Annotated in this window: 25 protein-coding genes; 13 read left to right on the forward strand and 12 right to left on the reverse strand. The window is 54.3% G+C overall.

Going from position 1 to position 22,658, the window contains the following annotated elements; all coding sequences use genetic code 11:
- The first annotated feature begins 3 nt into the window (after nt 1-3).
- From lptG to HEQ18_RS11530, 4 genes are all read left to right on the forward strand, one after another.
- Entirely contained in the window at nt 4-1,092 is a 1,089-nt protein-coding gene (gene lptG / locus HEQ18_RS11515) for an LPS export ABC transporter permease LptG (protein WP_432814820.1), read from the forward strand.
- Between the two features lie 35 nt (nt 1,093-1,127).
- Complete coding sequence (locus HEQ18_RS11520; RefSeq protein ID WP_432814821.1) at nt 1,128-2,279, forward strand: N-acetyltransferase; 1,152 nt, start codon at nt 1,128-1,130, stop codon at nt 2,277-2,279.
- A 79-nt stretch (nt 2,280-2,358) separates the two neighbouring features.
- A complete protein-coding gene (locus HEQ18_RS11525; RefSeq protein ID WP_432814822.1) occupies nt 2,359-3,063 on the forward strand; it encodes an NRDE family protein in 705 nt (234 codons plus the stop codon).
- Nucleotides 3,064-3,131: 68 nt separating this feature from the next.
- Nucleotides 3,132-3,557 carry a hypothetical protein gene (locus tag HEQ18_RS11530; RefSeq protein ID WP_432814823.1) on the forward strand — a complete coding sequence of 142 codons (426 nt, stop codon included), beginning with the start codon at nt 3,132-3,134 and terminating at the stop codon, nt 3,555-3,557.
- A gap of 141 nt (nt 3,558-3,698) precedes the next feature.
- On the opposite strand, the gene HEQ18_RS11535 is transcribed toward HEQ18_RS11530, so the two are convergent.
- Nucleotides 3,699-4,025 carry a DUF952 domain-containing protein gene (locus HEQ18_RS11535; protein WP_432814824.1) on the reverse strand — a complete coding sequence of 109 codons (327 nt, stop codon included), beginning with the start codon at nt 4,023-4,025 and terminating at the stop codon, nt 3,699-3,701.
- A 180-nt stretch (nt 4,026-4,205) separates the two neighbouring features.
- On the opposite strand from HEQ18_RS11535, the gene HEQ18_RS11540 reads away from it, so the two are divergent.
- The gene (locus HEQ18_RS11540) at nt 4,206-4,817 is read left to right on the forward strand and encodes an outer membrane protein (RefSeq protein WP_432814825.1); all 612 of its coding nucleotides are present in this window, start codon (nt 4,206-4,208) and stop codon (nt 4,815-4,817) included.
- Nucleotides 4,818-5,050: 233 nt separating this feature from the next.
- Here the strand turns inward: HEQ18_RS11540 and HEQ18_RS11545 are convergent, their stop codons facing one another.
- Nucleotides 5,051-5,305, reverse strand: coding sequence for a YdcH family protein (locus HEQ18_RS11545; protein WP_397605708.1), 255 nt, complete (start codon nt 5,303-5,305; stop codon nt 5,051-5,053).
- Nucleotides 5,306-5,580: 275 nt separating this feature from the next.
- Here HEQ18_RS11545 and HEQ18_RS11550 point away from each other — a divergent pair, with 275 nt between their 5' ends.
- Entirely contained in the window at nt 5,581-6,051 is a 471-nt protein-coding gene (locus HEQ18_RS11550; RefSeq protein WP_432814826.1) for a thermonuclease family protein, read from the forward strand.
- Between the two features lie 7 nt (nt 6,052-6,058).
- On the opposite strand, the gene HEQ18_RS11555 is transcribed toward HEQ18_RS11550, so the two are convergent.
- Entirely contained in the window at nt 6,059-6,484 is a 426-nt protein-coding gene (locus HEQ18_RS11555; protein ID WP_432814827.1) for an ion channel, read from the reverse strand.
- A gap of 60 nt (nt 6,485-6,544) precedes the next feature.
- Nucleotides 6,545-6,850: a DUF1294 domain-containing protein gene (locus tag HEQ18_RS11560; RefSeq protein ID WP_432814828.1), complete on the reverse strand. Its 306-nt coding sequence runs from the start codon at nt 6,848-6,850 to the stop codon at nt 6,545-6,547.
- Between the two features lie 557 nt (nt 6,851-7,407).
- Between HEQ18_RS11560 and HEQ18_RS11565 the strand changes: the two genes are divergently transcribed.
- The gene (locus tag HEQ18_RS11565; protein WP_432814829.1) at nt 7,408-8,325 is read left to right on the forward strand and encodes an Abi family protein; all 918 of its coding nucleotides are present in this window, start codon (nt 7,408-7,410) and stop codon (nt 8,323-8,325) included.
- Nucleotides 8,326-8,413: 88 nt separating this feature from the next.
- Here the strand turns inward: HEQ18_RS11565 and HEQ18_RS11570 are convergent, their stop codons facing one another.
- The 5 genes from HEQ18_RS11570 to HEQ18_RS11590 all read right to left on the reverse strand — a co-directional run bounded on the left by HEQ18_RS11570 (nt 8,414) and on the right by HEQ18_RS11590 (nt 15,015).
- Nucleotides 8,414-9,325 carry an Abi family protein gene (locus HEQ18_RS11570; protein WP_432814830.1) on the reverse strand — a complete coding sequence of 304 codons (912 nt, stop codon included), beginning with the start codon at nt 9,323-9,325 and terminating at the stop codon, nt 8,414-8,416.
- Between the two features lie 210 nt (nt 9,326-9,535).
- Nucleotides 9,536-10,759: an IS256 family transposase gene (locus tag HEQ18_RS11575; protein WP_432814241.1), complete on the reverse strand. Its 1,224-nt coding sequence runs from the start codon at nt 10,757-10,759 to the stop codon at nt 9,536-9,538.
- A 411-nt stretch (nt 10,760-11,170) separates the two neighbouring features.
- On the reverse strand, nt 11,171-11,893 hold the full coding sequence (locus HEQ18_RS11580; RefSeq protein ID WP_432814831.1) for a DUF4145 domain-containing protein: 723 nt from the start codon (nt 11,891-11,893) through the stop codon (nt 11,171-11,173).
- The gene (locus HEQ18_RS11585) at nt 11,894-12,946 is read right to left on the reverse strand and encodes a ribonucleotide-diphosphate reductase subunit beta (RefSeq protein WP_432814832.1); all 1,053 of its coding nucleotides are present in this window, start codon (nt 12,944-12,946) and stop codon (nt 11,894-11,896) included.
- 194 nt (nt 12,947-13,140) lie between these two features.
- The gene (locus HEQ18_RS11590) at nt 13,141-15,015 is read right to left on the reverse strand and encodes a ribonucleoside-diphosphate reductase subunit alpha (protein ID WP_432816005.1); all 1,875 of its coding nucleotides are present in this window, start codon (nt 15,013-15,015) and stop codon (nt 13,141-13,143) included.
- A 646-nt stretch (nt 15,016-15,661) separates the two neighbouring features.
- Between HEQ18_RS11590 and HEQ18_RS11595 the strand changes: the two genes are divergently transcribed.
- A complete protein-coding gene (locus tag HEQ18_RS11595; RefSeq protein WP_432814833.1) occupies nt 15,662-17,185 on the forward strand; it encodes a fumarate hydratase in 1,524 nt (507 codons plus the stop codon).
- 9 nt (nt 17,186-17,194) lie between these two features.
- Here HEQ18_RS11595 and HEQ18_RS11600 read toward each other — a convergent pair whose 3' ends face one another.
- Together HEQ18_RS11600 and rpsU are read right to left on the reverse strand one after the other, a co-directional pair.
- A complete protein-coding gene (locus tag HEQ18_RS11600) occupies nt 17,195-17,800 on the reverse strand; it encodes an FKBP-type peptidyl-prolyl cis-trans isomerase (RefSeq protein ID WP_432814834.1) in 606 nt (201 codons plus the stop codon).
- Between the two features lie 112 nt (nt 17,801-17,912).
- Nucleotides 17,913-18,119, reverse strand: coding sequence for a 30S ribosomal protein S21 (rpsU, locus tag HEQ18_RS11605; RefSeq protein WP_125231027.1), 207 nt, complete (start codon nt 18,117-18,119; stop codon nt 17,913-17,915).
- 279 nt (nt 18,120-18,398) lie between these two features.
- Between rpsU and HEQ18_RS11610 the strand changes: the two genes are divergently transcribed.
- Nucleotides 18,399-19,163 carry a class II aldolase/adducin family protein gene (locus tag HEQ18_RS11610; protein ID WP_432814835.1) on the forward strand — a complete coding sequence of 255 codons (765 nt, stop codon included), beginning with the start codon at nt 18,399-18,401 and terminating at the stop codon, nt 19,161-19,163.
- Between the two features lie 111 nt (nt 19,164-19,274).
- Entirely contained in the window at nt 19,275-19,814 is a 540-nt protein-coding gene (locus tag HEQ18_RS11615; RefSeq protein ID WP_432814836.1) for a (2Fe-2S)-binding protein, read from the forward strand.
- 351 nt (nt 19,815-20,165) lie between these two features.
- Here the strand turns inward: HEQ18_RS11615 and HEQ18_RS11620 are convergent, their stop codons facing one another.
- A complete protein-coding gene (locus tag HEQ18_RS11620; RefSeq protein WP_432814837.1) occupies nt 20,166-20,708 on the reverse strand; it encodes an HNH endonuclease in 543 nt (180 codons plus the stop codon).
- Between the two features lie 151 nt (nt 20,709-20,859).
- Between HEQ18_RS11620 and gluQRS the strand changes: the two genes are divergently transcribed.
- The 3 genes from gluQRS to HEQ18_RS11635 are packed head-to-tail and all read left to right on the forward strand — an operon-like array spanning nt 20,860 to nt 22,617.
- Nucleotides 20,860-21,753, forward strand: coding sequence for a tRNA glutamyl-Q(34) synthetase GluQRS (gene gluQRS, locus HEQ18_RS11625; protein ID WP_432816006.1), 894 nt, complete (start codon nt 20,860-20,862; stop codon nt 21,751-21,753).
- Nucleotides 21,754-21,796: 43 nt separating this feature from the next.
- On the forward strand, nt 21,797-22,024 hold the full coding sequence (locus tag HEQ18_RS11630; RefSeq protein ID WP_397606233.1) for a hypothetical protein: 228 nt from the start codon (nt 21,797-21,799) through the stop codon (nt 22,022-22,024).
- An 11-nt stretch (nt 22,025-22,035) separates the two neighbouring features.
- On the forward strand, nt 22,036-22,617 hold the full coding sequence (locus HEQ18_RS11635; RefSeq protein ID WP_432814838.1) for a cob(I)yrinic acid a,c-diamide adenosyltransferase: 582 nt from the start codon (nt 22,036-22,038) through the stop codon (nt 22,615-22,617).
- Nucleotides 22,618-22,658 lie beyond the last annotated feature (41 nt).

Below are 22,658 nucleotides of genomic sequence, written 5' to 3' on the forward strand. Positions count from 1 at the left end.
ATCATGCATTTTTTCCCGTCGCGTAACATTACAATATATATGGCAAAGCTATTCATCATCCGCAGCTTTGCGGTGCTGATGATGCTCGTTCTTATATTGATGACGCTCGATTTGTTGGGGGAAAGCGGCAAAATTCTGTCGGTTCCCGGAAATGATCAGGGCGATGTTCTGCATTATATTTCGATGCGCGCGCCGCAGATTATTGCACGATTCCTACCTTTTTCCGTATTGCTCGGCACCCTCATCACGTTTGCGGGGCTCAGCCAGAACAGCGAAGTCGTGGCGATGAAAGCGGCTGGATTATCGGCGCATCAGATTTTGGCACCGATGTTCGTCGCCAGCCTTGGTGTTGCGGTGATATCCTTTGCCTTTAACGATGCCGTCGTTGCCCCCAGCACGGCGCGATTGAAGGCATGGCAGGCGTCGGAATATGGCGCGTTGGCACCCGATAGCAACGCCCGCAACAATATATGGGTGCGTGAGGGCGATGACCTTATCAATGCGGGCGATGTCGTGGGTTCTGGCGATGACACGGTGCTAGAGGACGTCCGCATATATCTGCGTGCCAATGGCGGCTTGCGACAAGTCATCACCGCCACCCGTGCGCGTTACATCGGCGATGCTTGGCAACTTGAGAAAACAAAATCGTTCAATGTGGTGACAACAATCGGAACGACGGCAGATAGCCTCATCATTGGGAAAGGTATCACGCCTGACAGGTTCAATTTGGTTAAAGTCGATGGCGACAGCCTTGCCTTCCTGCCGCTCATGCGCGCAATCGACGATTTAAAGGCCGCTGGACGCCGCACGGATAATCTTGAAGGCATTTTATGGCACAAGCTATCCGGGCCTTTGTCCACATTGTTGATGCCATTGCTTGGCGCAGTGGCGGCCTTTGGCCTTGCCCGCTCCGGCGCGCTCTTTTTGCGGGCGGTCATCGGGATGGCCTTGGGCTTTACCTATTTTGTGGCCGATAACTTTGCGTTGGCCATGGGTAATCTCGGCGCATATCCGCCATGGATTGCAGCATGGGGGCCCTTTTTGTTGTTCTTCTTGATAGGCGAGACGGTTTTAGTCCGCACCGAAGAATGAACGGCGCGGGTCGTAAAAGCTTTCAGGGATAGTATATGACAGACATCAAAATTCGCCTGGTTTCGACAAAGGCTGACAAGCAAGCCTTTATCGATCTGCCTTTCCGCTTATACGCAGGCGACCCGAACTGGGTGCCGCCATTGAAAAGCGACGTCATGGCTACGATCACGCCGGGCAAAAACCCGTGGTTCGAGCATGGCGAAGCGCAGCTTTTTCTAGCTGAGCGGGATGGGCATATTGTTGGCCGCATTTCGGCGCATTTGGATTATCTCGCTTTGGCGCAGCCTCCGGAACAGGGCATGGGTCCGGGTGTAGGCAATTGGGGGTTTTTCGAAGCCGAAGACGCCGATGTTGCAAAAGTGCTGATTGAAACAGCGGAAGGCTGGCTGCGCGACAAAAAAATGGTCCGCGCGCTTGGGCCATTGAGCCTGTCGATCTGGGAAGAGCCGGGATTATTGGTGCAAGGCCATGATCACCCCCCGACGGTGCTGATGGGGCATCACAACCCTGCCTATGGCGCGTGGATACAGGCGGCGGGTTATGCTGGTGTCAAAGACCTTTATACCTATCAAATACCGATTGATGTGCCGTTCCCACCCCTGGTGCAACGTATCGTCGCATCGGGCGAACGTAATGAGCGGATTGTCATTCGGAAGGTCAACAAGGCCAATTTTGATGCCGAAGCGGCCATCATCCTGTCGATACTGAACGATGCGTGGAGCGGAAATTGGGGCTTTGTGCCGATAACGGATGCAGAAGTCGCCCATACCGGAAAGCAACTTAAGCCCATCGTATTTAACGATTTGATCTGCATTGCCGAGGTTGATGGAGAGCCCGTGGCATTCATGATGACATGGCCCGATATCAATGAGAAAATCGGTAGTTTCGGGGGATATCTATTCCCGTTCAACTGGGCAAAGCTGCTTTGGTGGCTTCGCGCCCCCAAGGTCCGCAGCATGCGGGTACCGTTGATGGGCGTGGTCAAGAAAATGCAGGCAACACGGTTGGCCAGCCAATTGGCGTTTATGATGATCACCTATATTCGCGATGCTTCGACTAACAAATTTGGTGCCTCGCGCGGCGAATTTGGTTGGGTACTGGAGGACAATGGCCCGATGCGGTCGGTGGGCGAGGCCATAAATGGTGAGATCAACAAAATATATCGCATTTACGAAAAGCCGTTGTGATGCCTTGCTCGGGAAATCTCTTCCAAAGCGGCCATAAAGGCTGACCATTGGGCATCACCCGGGCCCATCGGAACAAGACATGTGCGTAGTGTCGATTGCATGGCATGCGCATCCGCGTTGGCAATTGATCGTCGCAGGAAATCGCGACGAATTTCACGCCCGGTCCGCAGCGCCGTTGGGGCCATGGCCAGACGATCCGTCGATTATGGCTGGGCGCGATATCTTATCGCAAGGCACATGGATGGGGGTGAGCAACACCGGGCGCTTTGGCGTTGTTACCAATATCCGAACTCCAGACAGCACGGATCCGCAAAAGGCGTCACGTGGTGCGCTGGTCACTGATTGGCTCGCGCGCGGGGCGTTTCCTGACAATCTGGAGAACTTCAACCCGTTCAGTCTGATGATTGGTGATCAACAAGGGCTCCAATATCTGTCGAACCGTCCGAATGAAGTCCGCGCCTCATTGGGGCATGGTGTGCACGGTCTCTCCAATGCGGTGCAGGGCGAACGCTGGCCGCGCAAAGAACGGTTGAACCGCGCGCTCATAAGCTGGCTTGGCGGCAGCGCAGAAGACCCCATGACTTTATTTGGCATTTTGGGTGATGCCCATAGCACCCATGTGGACGCGCATCCGATATTCATCCGCAACGCTGTCTATGGTACGCGGTGCAGCACAATATTGGCGGTCGGGCGTGATGGTGCCGGGCGCATTACGGAGCGACGTTTTGATAAAGCTGGGAATGGCCTTGGGGAAAGCGCCGAAGCCTTTAACTGGGCACCCTGAAACGCCTGAGGGAACCGTCCTTCTTTATGCGCGTTTACGTCTATCGACTTTCAGGACAGGATGCCTCCATGACCGAAACAGAAAAGAGCCGACCCGTCGGTAAGCCGCTTATAGCCGAAGTAAGCACCGACAATGCGCGCCCCGTTGACCAAGCGGAGAATACGCCGGAGAGCTTTAACAGCGAGCAAGATGACGAAGCGGCGCAGGCGCAAACCGTGTCCAACGATGCCATACGGGTTATTGCCGATCGGTCAGCCAATCTGGAAAGCGAAAATGGGGGAACCACCAACCCCGCGCAGATCAATCCCGACGATACGCAGGATGTGTTGGACCATATGAACCAGATGGAACGCAGCGGGCAAATCGACATGGACGCCTATCGCGCAGAGCGCAGCGACGACGACGAACCGGACAGCTTTGGTGAGTCGGCGCTGGAGCCCGACGATGTCGACAGCCGTGGCAATCGAGGCGGCGATCCTGACCCTAACGTTTGATAACGTCGCCCACCGTGATGACGAGCATGATGATCGCAAATGATGTGAGCATGCCGGTGAAAATGGCGACGGCAGGAATTTGAATTACGTCCATGTCAGTTTCCTTCAGTTAAGAAGGTCTTTATGGCGTAAAAAATTCCGTCATGCTTTGATCTGGGTCAAATGTCCGATGATCGCGTGTATCGGCAAGTCACCGTAAATATGGGGGAAAAGCGCACCGCCGCGTGATGGCTCCCATTTGATCACATCCTTAAGTGCTGCTAAATCAACCTCGGCAATGATCAATCCATCCTGACCGGCAAAATGCTTGTCCAGCGTGCCCTGAACCTGATCTTGCGTCGACAGATGGATGTAGCCATCCGCCATATCAACAGGCGCACCATGAAAGACACCGTCCGCTTCAAATTGTGCCCATTGCGTTGCGGTCAGGATTTTGAAAGCGGTGGCTGGCTGCGGCGTGTGTTCCATGCGCCATCCATGTCCAAATCGGACCATTAGGGCAAGCCGGTTTGTGGCAGACCCAAAGCGTGTCTATGATGTCACAGCATTTTGGTTGTTTTATATTCATGCAACTATCCGGGCTGCTGCGGCATTTGGTTAACGACGTCGCAACTATGGCGTCAGTTTTACTGAAAATGGATACTGAAAATGCGTAAACTTTTAATTGGTGCAGCCTTCCTCTCCACTGCACTTGCAACCCCCGCCCTTGCGCAGGAAGACGCGCCGTTCACAGGGCCACATATCGAAGCGCTCGTCGGTTATGACGATGTGGCCGATGGTGACGGTGATATCATGTATGGCGTGGCCGCTGGGTACGACTTTCAAATGGGCGGCGTGATTGTCGGTATCGAAGGCGAATTTGCCGATTCCGACGTTAACGGCACGGCGAATGACTTGGTGACCACGGGCGATTCGTTCCGTTTAAACACTGACCGCGACCTGTATGTCGGCGCGCGTCTTGGTTTCGCCGTTTCGCCTTCAACGATGATCTATGCCAAGGGTGGTTACACCAATGCAAAGTTCGAGGGCCGTTTTGACAATGGCGCGGGCACGATTTTCAACAATGGTGTGACAGCCGACGGCTACCGTATTGGTGCCGGGATTGAACAGAAGTTCAACCTGCTCGGCCCAAGCGGCTTCATCAAGGCGGAATATCGGTATTCTAACTACAAGAATCTCGACATCGGCCAGGATGATTTCGACCGTGAAATCGACGTTGACCGTCATCAGGCCGTTATCGGCCTTGGCGTCCGTTTCTAATCCTTTGGCACCGCCATCTGGCTAGGGTCAGGGCCACTTAAATCCACCTTCGCGGCGTCAAAAAGGCAAAGATATCGAAGCCATTTTGGCGTCCTTCGGATTTGACCCATACTGTCCATTGCCGCTTTGCACTGAACAGTATGGCCTCAAACCGCGAAGGTGGATTTAAGTGGTCCTGCCCCTAAGCCCTAGAACACAACCGCCGGGCGAAACCCCGGCGGTTTTTGTGCGGCTCACAACGCTTTGGCTTGCCCGTCGTTCAGTCTTTGAAACACCCCATCAAGCAGCGACAGCCGCTCCTTCTTCAAGGCCTCGGTCCGGTCGTCAGATGCCGGTTCAATGCCGCTGTCGATACGGTGTATTTCACGGTTCAACACATGGTAACGCTCGGCCAGCGTCGCAAAATGCGGGTCATTCCGTTTCAGATCATGGATTTTCTGCGCAGCGTCAGGGAATTCGTCGTGAAGCTCATGTGGGGTATGCGACATGCTTTATCCTTTCTTCGTTGATGTTCGGCATAAGGGTAACGCGCGGGCGGCCGTTGCGCCTTGCGCTGGATCAAAAGCCGCACATTAATTCTGACCTCGACCCTGACTGCACCGAATCCGACATAACGGACCGCGACTTTAACCAATTGTTGAGCCTAACATGTAAAAGATGGTATCATCCGGCGGCAGTGTCCGAACGCGGCGGTGTTTACGAAGCAATGCGTAAATACCCGGCGTGCGTGCCCTGCTGTCATACGCAAAGGTCCAGTGCAGTTATGAACCGATTTCTTCCGCTTAGCGCGATGCTGTCTGCCGCCGTTTTTTGGGGCGTCTGGACGCTATCTGGCCCAGCCCCGGTTGGCGGCGTCGCTGCCTTTGCCGCAAGCGTCACCGATACCGAAACTGCCGCATTTGGCATATGCAAAAGCGGTGGGGGCACGAACTGCGTCGTGGATGGCGATACGATTTGGTATCGCGGCAGCAAAATCCGCATCGCCGATATTGATACGCCCGAAACCCATCAACCGCGTTGCGCAGCGGAGGCGGAGCGCGGCGCCGCAGCAACGCGGCGGCTACACGAGCTTGTGAATGCTGGCCCTTTCACACTGCAAAGCATTGACCGTGACGAAGATCGCTATGGTCGCAAATTGCGCATCCTGACGCGCGGCGGGGAAAGCCTGGGCGATGTGTTGGTCGACGAAGGGCTCGCCCGTTATTATGAAGGCGGTAGGCGAAGCTGGTGCTGACCCGCGCCTATCGCCGACCCAGACGGGCGACAATCGTTACAAAAAACGCCGTTGACCAACCGAGTAACAGCAGGCCATTAATCCCCTCAATCGCCGCGACAAGCCGCCATTCGGGCACAATGTACCGATCGTCAAAGCCAATACCGGCATAGCTTATCGTTGAAAAATACACCGCCGTTTCGAGATTCGCCACCGCCCCTATGCCTTCGTATAAAAAGGCGTAGAGCCAAATTTCAATGCCATGCAGCACGAACAGCGCCAGCACCAACGCCAGCGTAAAACCCATCGTCCGCAACGAAACCCCCGGCACATGATGCGCGCGCTCGGCCTGCACCTCGCCGCGTAACATCCGCCCAAGTATGGCAAGCCCGCCACCATGGATAACCACCGTGAGCAGTACCATGATAGTCGAAACGGCAAGCTGAAGTATCATGCGGAAAGGTGTCGCACGAAACGCGCGGGCGGGGAAGGGGGAACTGGGCCAGCCACTACGTCATAACGCGCCCGCCAGCATCCAGCCCCCCGCCAGCGCGGCAGCAAAGACGTGCAGTATCGCGGTCTGTTGGAGGTGGCTGGAAAAGGGCTGCTTGCGCGTCTTGTGCCGGAATGCAGCGCGACCGGCATAGGCGCCGATGATCCCACCCAAAAACGCCCAAGTCAGCAACGTCCCTTCGGACACCCGCCACGTTCCCGCCTCAGCGCGGATCTTGTCGAGGCCGAACAATATGAACGTCCAAAGGTTGACCAACGCAAACAGGCCAAGCGCGTTGGGGAGGGTGAGGAGGGTGTTGAAGGTCAATGCGTGATGTGTCGGCGCGTTAGCGTGTCTTAGTAGCCTTAATAAGGTTCACACGCCACACCGTCGCCATTGATTGCATTGCCGCAATTCCCTTTAAATTTTCACTGTGAGTTCCCCGCATCGTCATGCTGAACTCGGTTCAGCATCCATCGCGCAGCCAACCCAGATTTTGATAGGCACGATAGACCCTGAACCAAGTTCAGGGTGACGGTGTTGGGGTAACTAAAGGCCAATCCCCACCCGCTCCGCGCCCCGCGTGATCACCGGGAAATTATACACCGCCAAGAAGGTCAGCACGACCAAGGGTGCAGCAGTTTTGAGGAATGAGTCGCGGGCCATATGCGGATAATGGCATGGAGGTGGTTAAGGAGAGGTTGAGGGGACGGTGAGCAGCCGATGATAACACCGGCGTTAATGGCGCTCTACATGGTGGCTTGACTTGTTGGATTAGGAATCTTAGATGGACGCCAACAACACCCCCCAGGCCTAGAGCGAAAGCTTGCCCAATACCGGGGGGTTACTTATAAGGGCCTCCTCAAATTGAGGGGGCCTTTTCTTTGCAATATCAGCATCTTCCTACTACGATTGATGAACAAATTGAGTTCCTCCGATCAAGAGGGATCGTCGGCGATGAAGACTTGATGCGTCGCTGGCTAAAGACAGTCGGCTATTACCGCTTGAGCGCCTATTGGCTCCCTTGGGAATTGCCACCAGCAGATGGAGAAACCCGTTCCAAGCGATTTCCGGCGGGCACGAATTTTAAGGATATCATCGACATTTACATTTTTGATCGCCAGTTGAGATTGCTGATCATGGAGGCAATTGACCGTTTTGAGATTGCTGTTCGCGCGCGGTGGACCAACCTATTCTCTTTGGCACATGGTGCCCATGCCCATATGGATTATACAAATTTTCAAAACGGTTTTGACTATGCTAGAATGTTTTCAAAAATAAGCACCACGGTCGAGCAAAGCAGTGAAGTGTTCATTGAACATTATCGAAAGAAATACACCTCCCCCTACCTGCCACCATTATGGCAGATAACCGAGTTGATGACTCTCGGCGAAATTTCGATGTGGGTGAAAGCAGCCAAAGACAATAATATGAAGGACGCCGTTGCCAAAGATTTGGGTTTGCCGAACAAGGAAACCATGGAAGGCACGTTGCAGCTTCTATCCTATGTCCGGAATATCTGCGCGCATCATGGACGTCTTTGGAATCGCCGAACAGTCAAGCGCGCGCCGAACATTAAAAGTTTTCGGCATGACATGGACATTGAAGTAAACGGCAACCAGCACCAACCGAGAAATTCCGTTTACAATGTGCTTGTCATCCTTGCGAAAACGCTGCGCCATCAAAGTCCGGATACGACTTTCCCTGATCGTGTGCGTTCCTTGGTGGAAACGCGTGCCGCAGGCCAGATGCGCTCTATGGGTTTTCCGGAGGATTGGAAGCAAAGGCCGATTTGGAAATAGGACGACCAAGGGTGCAGCGGTTTTAAGGAATGAGTCGCGGGCCATTTAGGGAGATTGGCATTGAGGTGGTTAAGGAAAGGTTGAGGGATTATTGCCAGATTGGACGGGACGCCCAGTCGGCTGGAAAACCCATTGCTTCCAAATCGCCAGTAGGGTGGGTTGTGATGTGATTTCGAATATCGAGGGCCCAGTTTGAATCTGGACACACGGTTTTTACGACATGACCGACCATGGTCAGTCCGTTGTAGAGTCTGGCGGGTGCCTGATTTGCGTTGTGGTCAAGAGACTGAGCGAGGCTCGTTGGCTTTAACGCTAACTTTGGCGGCCTTAGAAACTGTCGGTTCCAAAGCCTGCCATGATGTGCGCAGATGTTTCGCAAATCTGTCACATGACCAATTAACGGCACTAGGACGGTTTCGGGCAGGCCTAAAGGCTCCGCTATCTTGTTTCTTAGTGCACGGTCGGCAAGGTTTGAGTACCATCGGGATAGCTGACCAAATGACAACATCTCCGCAACCATCCATGCTGGCGGCAAAGATGGGCTATCGTAATTATCTCGATAATGCTTGATGTAGGTTTCACGTGATCGGCCTGTTTCGGAGGTTAACTTCGACAGATTGTCGTGAAATTCTGAACGGTTGGAATAGTGGCTAGCATCAGCGTAGCTATGGCCATTGCCAAGATGCGCTATTTGATATGCCCAACTTCCTCGCAAGGCCACCTCGACATGCTCGGTGCCGCGCATGGTTAGGCGTCTCAATATCCGGTCAAAATCATACAGGGCTGTGACGGCTTCAAAAGTTGTGCCGGGTTTAAATTTTAAGCCGTCCATTCTTTTTGGATGCTCAAAATACAACCAATACGCACTAAGCCGGTAATAGCTGACATGCTGTAACCAATATTCCGCCTGCGCTTCATCGGCGATCACCATCCCGTTCGCACGAAGATGCGCGATCTGCTGCTCATATGTCAAAGCCGGTTTGGTGTAAGTGCGGGTCATCTATTACTTTTCTATAGCAACATGAAGCACTTAATAAAAGACCCGCCAAGTGTGCATATCCGAATGGATAGAGGCCTGGCGGGTGCGATTGGTTATCATGTACCCGATCCAACCCTACATTTCAATGAAGAAAAGGGTGGCAGGTGAACTTGTTTGCTTCGCTCTCATTGGCCCTGTCATTAATTTCGTGTGTGGGCGGGCGGTTGAACATTATGCCGCCATGGCTTTGATGAACCGTTCGCCGAATATTACGGCGAACTGGGCCTTTGCCATGGTCCACTCACGTGGTGGCATCTTCCACTCTTTTTCCGATCGGTTCAAGATCAGATAAAGCAGTTTGGTTGCAGCCTCGTCGCTGGGGAAGTGCCCTCTGGCTCTGACCGCCCGCCGCAGCTTTGAGTTCAGCGCTTCGATGGCATTGGTGGTGTAGATGATCCGGCGCACTTCCTCGGGGAAGGCGAAGAACGGAATGACCTCAGCCCATGCCCGCCGCCAACTTTGGCCGATGGCGGGGTAACGCATGCCCCATTCGCTGGTCTCGAAGGCGGTGAGTGCCTCTTCGGCGGCTTTGGCATCGACGGCGCGGTAAATGCTCTTCAGTGCGGTTGCCAGCGGCTTTCGGTCTTTCCAGGACACAAAGTCCATAGAGTTGCGCAGCAGATGCACGATACAGGTCTGAACCACAGCTTCGGGGAACACGGCGGTGATGGCGTCGGGGAAGCCTTTGAGGCCGTCGACCACGGCCAGCATGATATCATCGACGCCCCGGTTCTTGAGTTCGTTCATGACGCGAAGCCAGAACTTGGCCCCTTCATTCTGCTCGATCCACAGCCCCAGAACCTCCTTGCGACCGTCAGCGCGGACGCCAAGGGCAATGTGGATCGCCTTGCTGCGGACCATGCCTTCGTCGCGGATTTTGACACGGATGGCGTCGAAGAACACCAGCGGATAGGCCGGATCAAGCGGGCGCTGCTGCCAGGCGGCAACCTCATCCAATATCGCGTCGGTGACGGTCGATATCAGGTCAGGCGATACGTCTATGGCATAAAGCTCGCGCAGATGCCCGGTGATCTCGCGCGTGCTCATGCCGCGCGCATACATTGAGATAATCTTATCGTCAAAGCCGGGAAAGCGGCGCTGATACTTGGCGATCAGCTGCGGATCGAAGCTGCCGGAACGGTCCCGCGGCACGTCGATATCGATCTTGCCGGTATCGGTAATCACGGTCTTGCGGCCATAGCCATTGCGGCTGTTGCCTGCCTGATCGTCGCTGCCCAGATGATAATCCATCTCAGCACCCAGCGCACGTTCGGCCAACGCCTTCTTCAAAGAATCAAGCAATCCGCCCTGATCCAATGCAGAAGCAGCATCCGTGCCAGCCAAAAGACGATCCAATAACTCAGCCGGGATCACAGGCTCTTTGCGTCGTGACATAGTAGGTCTCCTTCTTACCCATTATGCCCGCCCACACACGAAATTAATGACAGGGCCCTCTCATTTTATAATCCATTGACGGTTAGGACCGCTCTTATTCAATTTTCCCTCTTTCTGAAGGATTTGGCCTGCCCATCGCATAGCATATTGCCATGTATAGAATAAATCTCCTGACTTGCGCAGCTCTGCTTCGTGGTGATCCCAAATATACTTTGCGATATCTGGTACTCGAGCCGTTCCGCCTTGGCTTGTCAGCGCGTCAAGTACCCAGATTTTTAGTTTATCTCGCGTAACCATTTATTACTCCGCAGCAACCCCAGCTTGTTCAAGCCCCAAAGCCTGACCGCCAGCGCCAGCGCAAAATTCGATTGAGTTCATAGCAAAGCAGTTTATGTTCTATTAATGTTCTCGTCAAGCTTCAGGTTGCGCATCTCGTTTCGCAATTCCGTCGAGTTTGCTTTGGGGTAGTGAAGCGTAAAGCGCTTCTAGACGTTTCGGCTCGGTAATCTCGGTTTCGACTATCAGGTTTACAATGCGAAAAATCGCCAATGCAGTCTCTCTATCATCTCGGAGGTCCATTTCGCCAGGATGAACGCTTTCGTTGCCGACCACTCGAACAGTGTCCAAGGCCTGCTGAATTTGCGTCTTAATCTTACCAGCGGCTACCAGCTCTCCGATAGAAGCATCAATCGTCTTTTTGGTTGCGCCAAGGTGAGGCAGAAGCTTTTGTATAACTAAACGAAGAAGTGCCGCTGAGCCGCGAGGTGATCGGGGAAGAACTGCCCGAGCTTCCTCGTAATCGGGAATACAATCGGTAGGCAAATCAACTGCGGGCGGAGGTGCATCTGTTTCTGCGGGGAGAACAATTTGCCCTCCAATGTAAATCGCCTCGCGCCCGCAAGCTTCGCAAAGTGAAAAGTTAACAGGAGGCATACTGCCAAAATTTCGGTGGCTCAAAAGTCCTGCACCGTCACGAGCACTTGGACTGTTGCTTGCACCCCAACGGTGAACAGCGTAAGTCCTGCAATCGTTAAAAGGACAGGTGAATTTGGATGTTAGCCCTATTACGTGCCCATCTGTAGACTTTTTCTGTTCGTCAATTGCTGACTGAGCGCTTACGTATTGAGTATTCATCTACTCCGCCGCAACCCCAGCCGCTTCAAACATATCGAGGCCATCATTTTCGGCGACGATGACTTCGGTCACGTCTTTCTTTTTGCGGTTGTCGAAGCTGTTCCATACCTGGCCCCAATCGCCGCGTGTCGACGCCTTGCTGTACTCGGTGGCGCGGGTTTCGAAGAAGTTGGCGTGCTCGACGCCGTTCAACAATGGCGCGAGCCATGGCAGCGGGTGGTCTTCGACCATGTAGATGGGTTGGAAACCAAGCTGGCCCAAGCGCCAATCGGCGATGTAGCGGATGTAGCGTTTGATTTCCTTGGCGGTCATGCCGGGGACTGGGCCCATTTCGAACGCGAGGTCGATGAAGTTATCTTCCAGACGGACGACCTTCTGGCAGCAATCGATAATGTCTTCCCGCACCGACTTGGTGAGGCAGCCGCGTTCGGCGCAAAATGCGTGGAACAGCTTGGTAATGCCTTCGCAGTGCAGGCTTTCGTCGCGGACCGACCAGGATACGATTTGGCCCATGCCCTTCATCTTGTTGAAGCGCGGGAAGTTCATCAGCATCGCAAAGGAGGCGAACAATTGCAGCCCTTCGGTAAAGCCGCCGAACATGGCAAGCGTGCGCGCAATGTCTTCGTCGGTGTCGACGCCGAATTGGTGGATATAATCGACCTTCGCCGCCATTTCTTCATATTCGAGGAACGCCGAATATTCGGACTCGGGCATGCCGATGGTGTCGAGCAAATGGCTGTAGGCCGCGACATGGACGGTTTCCATGTTGGAAAAGGCAGTGAGCATCATCTTGACTTCGGTCGGCTTGAACACGCGGCCGTAATTTTCGTGGTAGCAATTCTGCACCTCGATATCGGCTTGCGTGAAGAAGCGGAAAATCTGCGTCAAAAGATTGCGTTCATGGTCCGACAATTTCTGCGCCCAATCGCGGCAATCTTCGCCCAAGGGCACTTCTTCGGGCAACCAATGGATCTGCTGCTGGCGTTTCCAGAAGTCATAGGCCCAAGGATATTCAAAGGGCTTGTAGCTGTTGCGGGCTTCTAACAATGACATCTTCGTTGCTCCAATATCTCTTCATTTCTGTTCCCTCTCCCCTTGCGGGAGAGGGTTGCGCAGACTTGGCAATATCGTTGCCTAGTCGTCGCTGGGTGAGGGGGCTGCTACGTAGAAACCCCTCACCAACTTTGCCTAGGTCGCTATGCGCCCAAGGCTTTATATCCTCTCCCGCAAGGGGAGAGGAGGATAACTTACTGACACGCCAGACACTCTTCATAATCGGTTTGCGCCGCAAGCTCGATAACGGGCGCTTCGGCGGTATTGTCCGCCTCAACCCCGCCGGCAAAACCGGCGCGCTGGATTGATTTTGAACGCAGATAATATAGCGACTTCACGCCCAATTCCCACGCGCGGAAGTGGAGCATGAGAAGGTCCCATTTTTCCACATCAGCAGGGATATAGAGGTTCAGCGACGTTGCCTGATCAATAAACGGTGTGCGGTCGGCGGCCAGCTCGATCAACCAACGCTGGTCGATTTCGAAGCTGGTTTTGAACGTATCCTTTTCCTCTGGCGTGAGGAAGTCGAGATGCTGAACCGAACCGCCCTTTTCCAGTATGCTGTTCCAGACATTGGTCGAATCCTTCGACTTTTCCTGCAACAATTTTTCGAGATAGGGGTTCTTAACGATGAAGCTGCCCGACAAGGTCTTGTGCGTGTAGATATTGGCCGGAATTGGCTCAATACACGCGCTGGTGCCGCCGCAGATGATCGAAATCGATGCAGTTGGCGCAATCGCCATCTTGCAGGAGAAGCGTTCCATCACGCCCATTTCTTCGGCGTCGGGGCAAGCACCACGTTCGTTGGCGAGCATCATCGATGCCTCATCCACTTGCGCGCGGACATGTTTGAAGAACTTCATGTTCCATGATTTGGCAAGCGCGCTTTCAAAGCCAACGCCGCGGGATTGTAGGAAGCTGTGATAGCCCATGACGCCAAGGCCGATCGACCGTTCACGGCTCGCCGAATATTTTGCCCGCGACATTTCGGGGGGCGCACGATCAATGAAATCCTGAAGCACATTGTCGAGCATGCGCATCACGTCTTCGATAAAGACCTTATCACCGTTCCATTCGTCCCATTTTTCAAGGTTCAGCGATGACAGGCAGCAAACGGCCGTCCGGTCATTGCCCAAATGGTCGCGGCCCGTTGGCAAAGTGATTTCCGAACATAGGTTCGATGTCGAGACCTTCAGGCCCAGATCGCGGTGATGCTTGGGCATTGCGTTGTTCACGGTGTCGCTGAAGATGATATAAGGCTCGCCGGTTGCAAGGCGGGTTTCGACGAGTTTCTGGAACAAGGAACGGGCATCGACGGTGCTGCGGACTTCACCTGTCTTAGGGCTGCGCAGGTGGAATTCTTCGCCAGCGCGGACGGCTTCCATAAATTCGTCGGACAGCAACACGCCATGGTGCAGGTTCAACGCCTTACGGTTGAAGTCGCCCGATGGTTTGCGGATTTCGAGGAACTCTTCGATTTCTGGGTGGCTAACATCCAGATAGCACGCCGCCGATCCGCGACGCAGCGAACCTTGCGAAATCGCAAGTGTCAGGCTATCCATGACGCGGACAAACGGAATGATGCCGCTGGTCTTGCCATTCAGGCCAACAGGCTCGCCAATGCCACGGACATTGCCCCAATAGGTGCCAATGCCGCCGCCGCGCGACGCCAGCCAGACATTTTCGTTCCAAGTGTTGACGATGCCTTCAAGGCTGTCATCTACGCTGTTCAAATAGCAACTGATCGGCAGGCCACGGCCCGTGCCGCCATTGGACAATACGGGCGTTGCCGGCATGAACCACAGGCGCGAGATATAGTCGTAAAGACGCTGCGCATGCGCCTCATCATCGGCATAAGCCGACGCAACACGTGCGAAAAGGTCCTGATAGTTTTCATCGGGCAACAGATAACGGTCCCGCAACGTGTCCTTGCCGAATTCGGTCAACAAGGCATCGCGAGCGGAATCAGTGACGACATTGAAACGACGCACGTCAACGGACTTGCTCGACGCATGCGCCTTGGCTTCAACGATCTCCGCCTTTGCCGCTTCAGCTACTTTTTCAAGCATATCTGTCATCATTCCTGCGGTCATGTCGTCCGCCCCTTGGCCTGTATCCCTGAAATCCATTTTAACCTGTAACTCCATTCATTGCGACACCCCGAAACTGGTTGTCGGTTTTCCGACATCCAGCGACCAGATGTATCTTGGCGGGAACCGATGTTCCCATCTTGTTCGACTCAGGGCACGAAGCGCCCTGATAGCATTTTTTGACCTTGTCAGGGGGAGTATTTTGACTTGTCCCCAGCTTATCGACGGGAAAAAGGCCCCCGCCGACACATTCGTCTACTGAAGCATAAAGCACAATTTGTGGTAATGCCCCCTGTGGCCAACCGCTACCTATAGTGCCTTATTCATCTTCAGACGCAAGGGATAAATACAAAATCTTGATCTCAATTCGTCGCTAATGTGATTCCATTCGTCGCACCTTGGCGCGTCCTAACAGCACGCGACGCGCGGATCTCCTAAGTGAAATTCAGAGCGCAAGATGCAAAATGGAGCAATGCCTATTTTTTACATGCCAAAGTGAATGTCCCGGTTGGGGGTCGCATATTCGGTGTTCTGGCTGTGCTTGCAAACTAGGATTTGCAATGACGCTTGAATAGACGCTCCAGCCCGTTAAGGGGCATGGCATAGTGAAAGCTCAGGGGCCGATATGACTGTAATCATCCGCAATGCCGACTTGATCGAAAGCGTGGCCGACGCGTTGCAATATATCAGCTACTTTCACCCGATGGATTATATCCGGGCCTTGGGCGACGCCTATGCGGCGGAGCAATCGCCTGCTGCCAAGGACGCCATTGCGCAGATACTAACCAACAGCCGCATGTGCGCAGAGGGGCATCGCCCGATTTGCCAAGATACCGGTATTGTTAACGTCTTCGTCAAATGGGGTATGGATTGCCGGTTGGAAGACACTTCCACACCCTTGCAGGACGTGATCGACGAAGGCGTCCGCCGCGCCTATTTACACCCTGAAAACAAGCTGCGCGCGTCGGTGCTTGCAGACCCAGCATTCACGCGGCGCAATACCAAGGACAATACGCCGTGCGTCCTGCATGTCGACCTCGTGCCTGGCTCTAAAGTGTCCATCGATGTTGCCGCCAAGGGCGGTGGCAGCGAGAATAAGTCGAAGTTCAAGATGATGAACCCGTCGGACAATATAGTGGATTGGGTCGTGGAGATGTTGCCGCAAATGGGCGCTGGCTGGTGCCCGCCCGGCATGTTGGGTATTGGCATTGGCGGCACGGCGGAACATTGCGTGTTGTTGGCCAAACAAGCATTGATGGAACCCATCGACATGGGACCATTGAAGGCACGCGGGCCGCGGAACGATATTGAAGCCATGCGCATCGAGATTTTTGACAAGGTCAATGCGCTTGGCATTGGCGCGCAGGGGCTTGGCGGACTTTCCACCATTCTTGATGTGAAGATCATGGATGCGCCCTGTCATGCCGCGGGCAAGCCCGTGGCAATGATCCCTAATTGCGCTGCCACGCGCCACGCCCATTTCACGCTGGATGGGGCTGGCCCTGCCTATCTTGAGGCGCCAAAGTTGGACCAATGGCCCAAGGTGGATTGGAAACCCGACGCTTCGGCGATTCGGGTCGACCTCGATATCTTGACGCCTGAGATTGTGGCCGGCTGGAAACAGGGAGACCGCTTGCTTCTCAACGGCAAGATGCTGACTGGACGCGACGCTGCCCATAAGCGCATTGCCGATATGCTGGCCAAGGGTGAGGAATTACCCGTCAGCTTCAAGGGGCGGATGATCTATTATGTCGGGCCTGTTGATCCGGTTGGCGAAGAGATCGTCGGACCAGCAGGGCCGACCACCGCGACCCGCATGGACAAGTTCATGGACATGATGCTTGAGCAAGGCCTACTCGCTTGCGTCGGCAAGGCCGAACGCGGCCCGGCGGCAACGCAGGCCATCGCCAAGCATAAGAGCGCTTATCTCATGGCCGTTGGCGGCGCCGCCTATCTCGTCGCCCGGGCCATTAAGGGCAGCACAGTCGTCGGCTTTGCAGATTTAGGCATGGAAGCCATTTACGAGTTTGAAGTGCAGGACTTCCCCGTAACCGTTGCGGTCGATAGCGACGGCAACAATGTCCACCAACTCGCGCCTGCGTATTGGCAAAAACGCATCAAAGATGAAGGTTTGTTGCAGGGGGTCTAAGCCCCGCAATTACTGACCGCGCATTTGGGCGTCGATTTGCGCCTGAATTTCGGGTGGCAGGCCCTGCGCCGCGCCGCCGCCTTGTTGTTGCTGCATCTCCTGCATCTGCTTTTGCATTGCTTCGATTTCCGCGCGCGACTTGAACTCAAGCAACTCGACATCGAATGTCAGTTCGCTTCCGCCCGGAATGGCAACTTCGCCTGTTTGCGGGTTGCGCTGATCCTCTGGACCATAGCCAAGCGCGGCTGGAATCCACAGGCGATATTTGCCGCCGCGCTGCATGATCTTCAGGCCTTCGGAAAAGCCGGGGACGACGCCCGTTACAGGAAAACCAGCTTGCGGGTTTTGGTCAAAAACGGTGCCGTCCTTCAACATACCCTTATAACTTACAAGGACCACGTCATTGTCCGTCGGGTTGGGGCCTTCGCCAGCTTCCATGATTTTGTAGCGCAGGCCAGATGGCGTTGTCACAACATCACCAAATTCCTGCCGCACGTCGCTGGTACCCCAATATGCCAAGCCACCACCTGCAGCGAGAACCAACGCAATCGCAGCCCAATATTTAGTGAGCGAACCTTTTTTAAGAGGCTGAATGGGAACGGCGGTGACAGACATGAAGAAATTCCTATTGGCTGGGTTGCGCGCTGACTAGCAGAATGCGGCGCGGATTCTAGACACAAAAAAAGCGCCAGTTAAAGGCGCTTTCCTTGTTGCAGAGTGCGGACGCCTATTTCGCGCCGTCACGTTCCTGTTGCTTACGCTCCATCTTGCGTGCGCGACGTACGGCAGCAGCCTTTTCACGCGCGCGCTTTTCCGATGGCTTTTCAAAATGACGACGAAGCTTCATTTCGCGATACACACCCTCACGCTGCAGCTTCTTCTTCAGCGCGCGTAGGGCCTGATCAACATTATTGTCGCGAACCATGATTTGCATAAAAAACTCAACTCCGCATCGAATCGGCAAAATGGCTTAAAACAGCCACTTTGAAAGGCTAAAAACGAAAATCGCCGCGTTCACAGGCGGCGTGTTGATGTGGCCCCTACCCATGTCGTCGCCAAATATCAAGCGGAAATGGCGCTTTTTGTGGGCTTGGTTGGTGTTTGAAGCCGCAGCTTGCTGGAAAACTATCCGCCTTTGTCCAATCGCCTAACACTTGCCCTAACGCCTTGTTCGTTTCATAATGCAACGCAACTGGCGAGCAGGAGAGCGCACATGGCCACCCAATTAATGTCGAATAGCAGGTATAGCGAGGCGGAGTGGACCGCGCGGCAAGAGCTTGCTGCCTGTTACCGGATATTTTCGATGTTCGGCTGGGATGAGCTTGTGTTCAACCACATTACGGTCAAAGTGCCTGATGAGGACGGCGCGTTTTTGATTAACCCTTATGGCATGCATTTCGGTGAAATTACCGCGTCGAGCCTCATCAAAATCGATATTGATGGCAACAAGATCGACGTCGATAACCCGTGGCACGTAAACAAAGCAGGCTTCGTCCAGCACAGCCTGTTCCATCGCACCTTGCCCGACGCACATGCGATCATCCACACGCACACCACCGCAACCGTTGCCGTGTGCAGCCTTGAGGGCGGCTTGCAACCAGTGAACTTTTACGCATGCAACTTCATGGGACAATTGGCCTATCATGACTTTGAAGGCGTCACCGTGCGCGAGGAAGAGGGTGCGCGGCTGGTCGAGCATCTCGGCGACAAGCGGATATTGATGCTGCGCAACCATGGCCCTGTCGTCATGGGCAAGACGCTCCCGGATGCCTTTATCAAATATTGGGCGCTCCAGCGCGCGTGCGAGCATCAGATGGCGACGCTCCAAATGGGTGCGCCTATCACAGTGTCGCCAGAGGTGATCGCCGTGCATCAGCGCGATTTGTACATGGCATCGCCCCCCGGCGGATCGGGCCGCGTTGAATTTGACGCAATGGTGCGTAAGGCCGACCAAATTGACAAAAGCTGGCGGGATTAAGATTGTGGGCATCCCCCTCCCGCTTGCGGGAGGGGTTAGGGGAGGGTAGAACCATAAAATGATACCGCGACATGCCCTCCCCCGGCCCCTCCCGCAAGCGGGAGGGGAGTGATGACCAAATTCACCGTCAACGACCGTCCGGTCCAATATAAGATGGACCCGCAAACACCGTTATTGTGGGCGTTGCGCGACGCGTCGAACTTGACGGGCACCAAATATGGCTGCGGCATTGGCGATTGCGGTGCGTGCATGGTTGAAATTGATGGTGAAGCTATCCGTTCCTGCCTTGTGACTATAGCAGAGGCGGAAGGCCGCTTTGTCACAACGATTGAAGGTCTGAGCCGTGACCGGAGCCATCCATTGCAACAAGCGTTTGTGGCCGGCAATGTTCCACAATGTGGCTTTTGCATTTCCGGCGTTATTATGGCGGCGTCTGTGTTGCTGAAGAAAAATAGCAATCCCACCGATGCTGAAATTGACGTCGCGATCACCAACCTGTGCCGTTGCGGCATTTATCCACGGTTGCGCGGCGCGATCAAACGTGCGGGCCGTGTCATGCGCGGCGAAGAACGCATTGCTGCCGCCCCGCCGCCGGGTATCACCCCTGAAGACGCGGCACGCGCCGTGCCGGCTTTAACGGTGACGGAGTAAATACAGGCAGCTTCTAACAATCGAACGAAATTGAGGTTAACTTGGAAAAAGTTGAGTTAATGGCGCAGATAACCAATGCCCATAATAACTGGTTTTTGGGCTTAGCTGGCGTTGCCGCCCTTTCTCGCGATGATGTGGTTTCGCTCCTAGAAAAAGACCACGCTCAATTTGGAGAGTTGCGCGCGGACTTTTCTCAACTTAAAAATTTTCTAAACAACGCCTGTGACAGAGATATCGCGCTAAAGGAGTTTCTACTCAGCCATTTCAGAGCTCTAATAAAGAAACTTTTGAACTCATTAAGACCTATTGTAAAACAACAAATCAATTCTCAACGTTTGAGAATGCGAGCATTTATAATTTTTCTCGAATTATTAGAAATGCGCGGCCCCGGTCTTGTAATTGCCAGCTTGTCGGCCGGATCGCCGCCATGTTCAATTGCATGTGCGCCTGTTTTGGCGTGCGGCCACCCTTTTTAAGGTTGCAGTGCAAACAGGCGGTGGTGACATTTTCCCAACTGGTAATGCCGCCCAGGCGACGCGGGACGATGTGGTCAAAGGTCAGATTGTCACCCGACCCGCAATATTGGCATTCGAACTTGTCGCGCAGGAACAGGTTGAAACGCGTGAATGCCGGATATTCGGACGGCTTCACATATTGGCGCAGCGCAATCACCGACGGAATTTTCATGTCCAGACTTGGACTATGCACATGCCGGTCATAGTTTGAGACAATGTCGACCTTGTCGAGGAAAACCGCCTTAATCGCGGTCTGCCATGGCCAGAGGCTCAGCGGATAATAGCTTAATGGCGTGTAATCCGCATTCAGCACAAGCGCAGGACAGTTTTCCGGGTGCCTTGCCCGGCCCGCCGCCTCGAAAGTTCCGGTATGCAACATCAGTCGAACCCTACTCCTTTTTTGTCATACATGCTTTAAGCTTATTAGCGTTACAGCATTCTGACAGTCGCCAACCTATTTACACATATTGTGACGTCAATAGGGTAAAGCTACTGAATGTGGTATAATTGGGGATAATTTTTTGACGGCATTGGACTTCATCTATTCCTATCTGGGCCAGATTGTGGTGCCGAAGGGCCCGGTGGTCACCAGATTTGCTCCGAGTCCCAACGGGCAGTTGCATTTGGGGCATGCCTTTTCGGCGCTGTGTGCCCATGAATTTGCGCGCGCCTTTGGTGGTCAGTTTCGCCTTCGGATCGAGGATATTGACGGGACACGCAGTCGGCCTGAGCATGTTCAGGCGATCCTTGCCGATATGCAATGGCTGGGGCTTGCGTATGACGGTGACGTGCAGTTCCAATCGCGACATACCGCCCGTTATGCGACCGCGCGTGCCCGGCTGAACGCCGCTGGCTTGTTATATCGCTGCGGCTGCACCAGAGGGGACATCGCCGAAGCGTTAAAGCATAAGCCGGTGCCCCATGGCCCCGATGGTCCGCATTATCCGGGCACCTGCCGGGAGCAGCCCTTTTTGGGAGATGCTCCCTATAGCTGGCGGCTCGACGTAAAAAAGGCCGTGGACTTGGTAGGCCCGCTGTTGTGGATGGATTTGGCGGCGGGGCAGCAGTTTGCAGACCCCATGGCCTTTGGCGATGTCGTGCTGTGGCGCAAGGACGCTCCTGCATCTTATCATCTCGCCGCGACCGTTGACGATGCCGCCGATGGCATAACTTATGTGGTGCGCGGCAAGGACCTGTTCGCCTATACCGCCATACATCGGCTGCTGCAGAATTTGCTCGACTTGCCGGAACCAGTCTATTGGCATCACCCGCTCTTGCTGGATAGCGCGGACGAAAAGCTGGCCAAGAGCAAATCCTCACCCGCTTTGTCCGCCCGCTATTTGGCAGGCGAAAGCGGAACCGAACTTATGGATAATTTGCGTCACCGCACGCTTCCGCTTGGAATTTCCTTATCGGATGCCTAGATAGGGGCAACGGGGTATTGGCCCTGAACAAGGACTTGTCCCGATGACTATAGTGTTGGTTCTCCTCATCATTGGCGCTGCCGGTGCCGTGGCCTTTGCGTTAATCCGCGGATTGCATGCTTTTGCCAATTTGCGTCCGGCAGAACTGGATGAAACCGGTCTGCCCAAATCGCTGACGGTGCAAAACAAGATGATGTTTGCGCGCGTGAAGTGGCAGGCGATCACGATCGTCCTGCTTGCTGTTTTGGTACTTGTTGCCGGATCGCAATAAACAAAGCGCGCATGGTTAAGCTCAACAAAATTTACACGCGGACCGGCGATGACGGCACAACGGGCTTAGTCGACGGCTCACGTGTGTCGAAAACGGCGTCGCGGTTGCACGCGATTGGCGAAGTCGATGAAGCCAATTGCGCGCTGGGCGTTGCGATCCAGTCATTGGCCGCGGATGAAGGCGATACGCCCTTGGTCAATGAATTGCGCCGGATCCAAAACGACCTTTTTGATTTAGGTGCGGATATTGCGACGCCGGGGGAGAGTTTCGAACCTTCTCCTATGGAGCTGCGGATAATTGCGTCTCAGGTCGAATGGTTGGAGGCGGCGATAGATAATGCCAATGCGCAACTTCCGCCGCTGACCAGTTTCATCCTGCCGGGCGGTAGCTTACCAGCCACTCAGATGCATATGGCGCGGGTAACGTCGCGTCGCGCCGAGCGCGCACTTGTCGCCGCATCGCTGGAAGTGGCGATCAACCCGCACGCGTTGCATTACCTGAACCGTCTGTCGGACTATCTCTTCACTTTGTGCCGTTTAATTAACGCAACGCGCGGCGGCGACATATTGTGGGTGCCGGGCGCATCGCGCTAGGGTCAGCTTTCGCGAGAATCACAATATGGGTGCGTAATACA

The organism is Sphingorhabdus sp. (assembly GCF_050921905.1).
In the GTDB taxonomy this organism is placed as follows: Bacteria; Pseudomonadota; Alphaproteobacteria; order Sphingomonadales; family Sphingomonadaceae; genus Sphingorhabdus_B.

What these genes read in the sequence shown, in the direction of transcription:
- lptG (WP_432814820.1), top strand. Translation starts at nt 4, where the DNA reads ATGCATTTTTTCCCGTCGCGTAACATTACAATATATATGGCAAAGCTA.
- HEQ18_RS11520 (WP_432814821.1), top strand. Translation starts at nt 1,128, where the DNA reads ATGACAGACATCAAAATTCGCCTGGTTTCGACAAAGGCTGACAAGCAA.
- HEQ18_RS11525 (WP_432814822.1), top strand. Translation starts at nt 2,359, where the DNA reads ATGTGCGTAGTGTCGATTGCATGGCATGCGCATCCGCGTTGGCAATTG.
- HEQ18_RS11530 (WP_432814823.1), top strand. Translation starts at nt 3,132, where the DNA reads ATGACCGAAACAGAAAAGAGCCGACCCGTCGGTAAGCCGCTTATAGCC.
- HEQ18_RS11535 (WP_432814824.1), bottom strand. Translation starts at nt 4,025, where the DNA reads ATGGAACACACGCCGCAGCCAGCCACCGCTTTCAAAATCCTGACCGCA.
- HEQ18_RS11540 (WP_432814825.1), top strand. Translation starts at nt 4,206, where the DNA reads ATGCGTAAACTTTTAATTGGTGCAGCCTTCCTCTCCACTGCACTTGCA.
- HEQ18_RS11545 (WP_397605708.1), bottom strand. Translation starts at nt 5,305, where the DNA reads ATGTCGCATACCCCACATGAGCTTCACGACGAATTCCCTGACGCTGCG.
- HEQ18_RS11550 (WP_432814826.1), top strand. Translation starts at nt 5,581, where the DNA reads ATGAACCGATTTCTTCCGCTTAGCGCGATGCTGTCTGCCGCCGTTTTT.
- HEQ18_RS11555 (WP_432814827.1), bottom strand. Translation starts at nt 6,484, where the DNA reads ATGATACTTCAGCTTGCCGTTTCGACTATCATGGTACTGCTCACGGTG.
- HEQ18_RS11570 (WP_432814830.1), bottom strand. Translation starts at nt 9,325, where the DNA reads ATGACCCGCACTTACACCAAACCGGCTTTGACATATGAGCAGCAGATC.
- HEQ18_RS11575 (WP_432814241.1), bottom strand. Translation starts at nt 10,759, where the DNA reads ATGTCACGACGCAAAGAGCCTGTGATCCCGGCTGAGTTATTGGATCGT.
- HEQ18_RS11580 (WP_432814831.1), bottom strand. Translation starts at nt 11,893, where the DNA reads ATGAATACTCAATACGTAAGCGCTCAGTCAGCAATTGACGAACAGAAA.
- HEQ18_RS11585 (WP_432814832.1), bottom strand. Translation starts at nt 12,946, where the DNA reads ATGTCATTGTTAGAAGCCCGCAACAGCTACAAGCCCTTTGAATATCCT.
- HEQ18_RS11590 (WP_432816005.1), bottom strand. Translation starts at nt 15,015, where the DNA reads ATGCTTGAAAAAGTAGCTGAAGCGGCAAAGGCGGAGATCGTTGAAGCC.
- HEQ18_RS11595 (WP_432814833.1), top strand. Translation starts at nt 15,662, where the DNA reads ATGACTGTAATCATCCGCAATGCCGACTTGATCGAAAGCGTGGCCGAC.
- HEQ18_RS11600 (WP_432814834.1), bottom strand. Translation starts at nt 17,800, where the DNA reads ATGTCTGTCACCGCCGTTCCCATTCAGCCTCTTAAAAAAGGTTCGCTC.
- rpsU (WP_125231027.1), bottom strand. Translation starts at nt 18,119, where the DNA reads ATGCAAATCATGGTTCGCGACAATAATGTTGATCAGGCCCTACGCGCG.
- HEQ18_RS11610 (WP_432814835.1), top strand. Translation starts at nt 18,399, where the DNA reads ATGGCCACCCAATTAATGTCGAATAGCAGGTATAGCGAGGCGGAGTGG.
- HEQ18_RS11615 (WP_432814836.1), top strand. Translation starts at nt 19,275, where the DNA reads ATGACCAAATTCACCGTCAACGACCGTCCGGTCCAATATAAGATGGAC.
- HEQ18_RS11620 (WP_432814837.1), bottom strand. Translation starts at nt 20,708, where the DNA reads ATGTTGCATACCGGAACTTTCGAGGCGGCGGGCCGGGCAAGGCACCCG.
- HEQ18_RS11630 (WP_397606233.1), top strand. Translation starts at nt 21,797, where the DNA reads ATGACTATAGTGTTGGTTCTCCTCATCATTGGCGCTGCCGGTGCCGTG.
- HEQ18_RS11635 (WP_432814838.1), top strand. Translation starts at nt 22,036, where the DNA reads ATGGTTAAGCTCAACAAAATTTACACGCGGACCGGCGATGACGGCACA.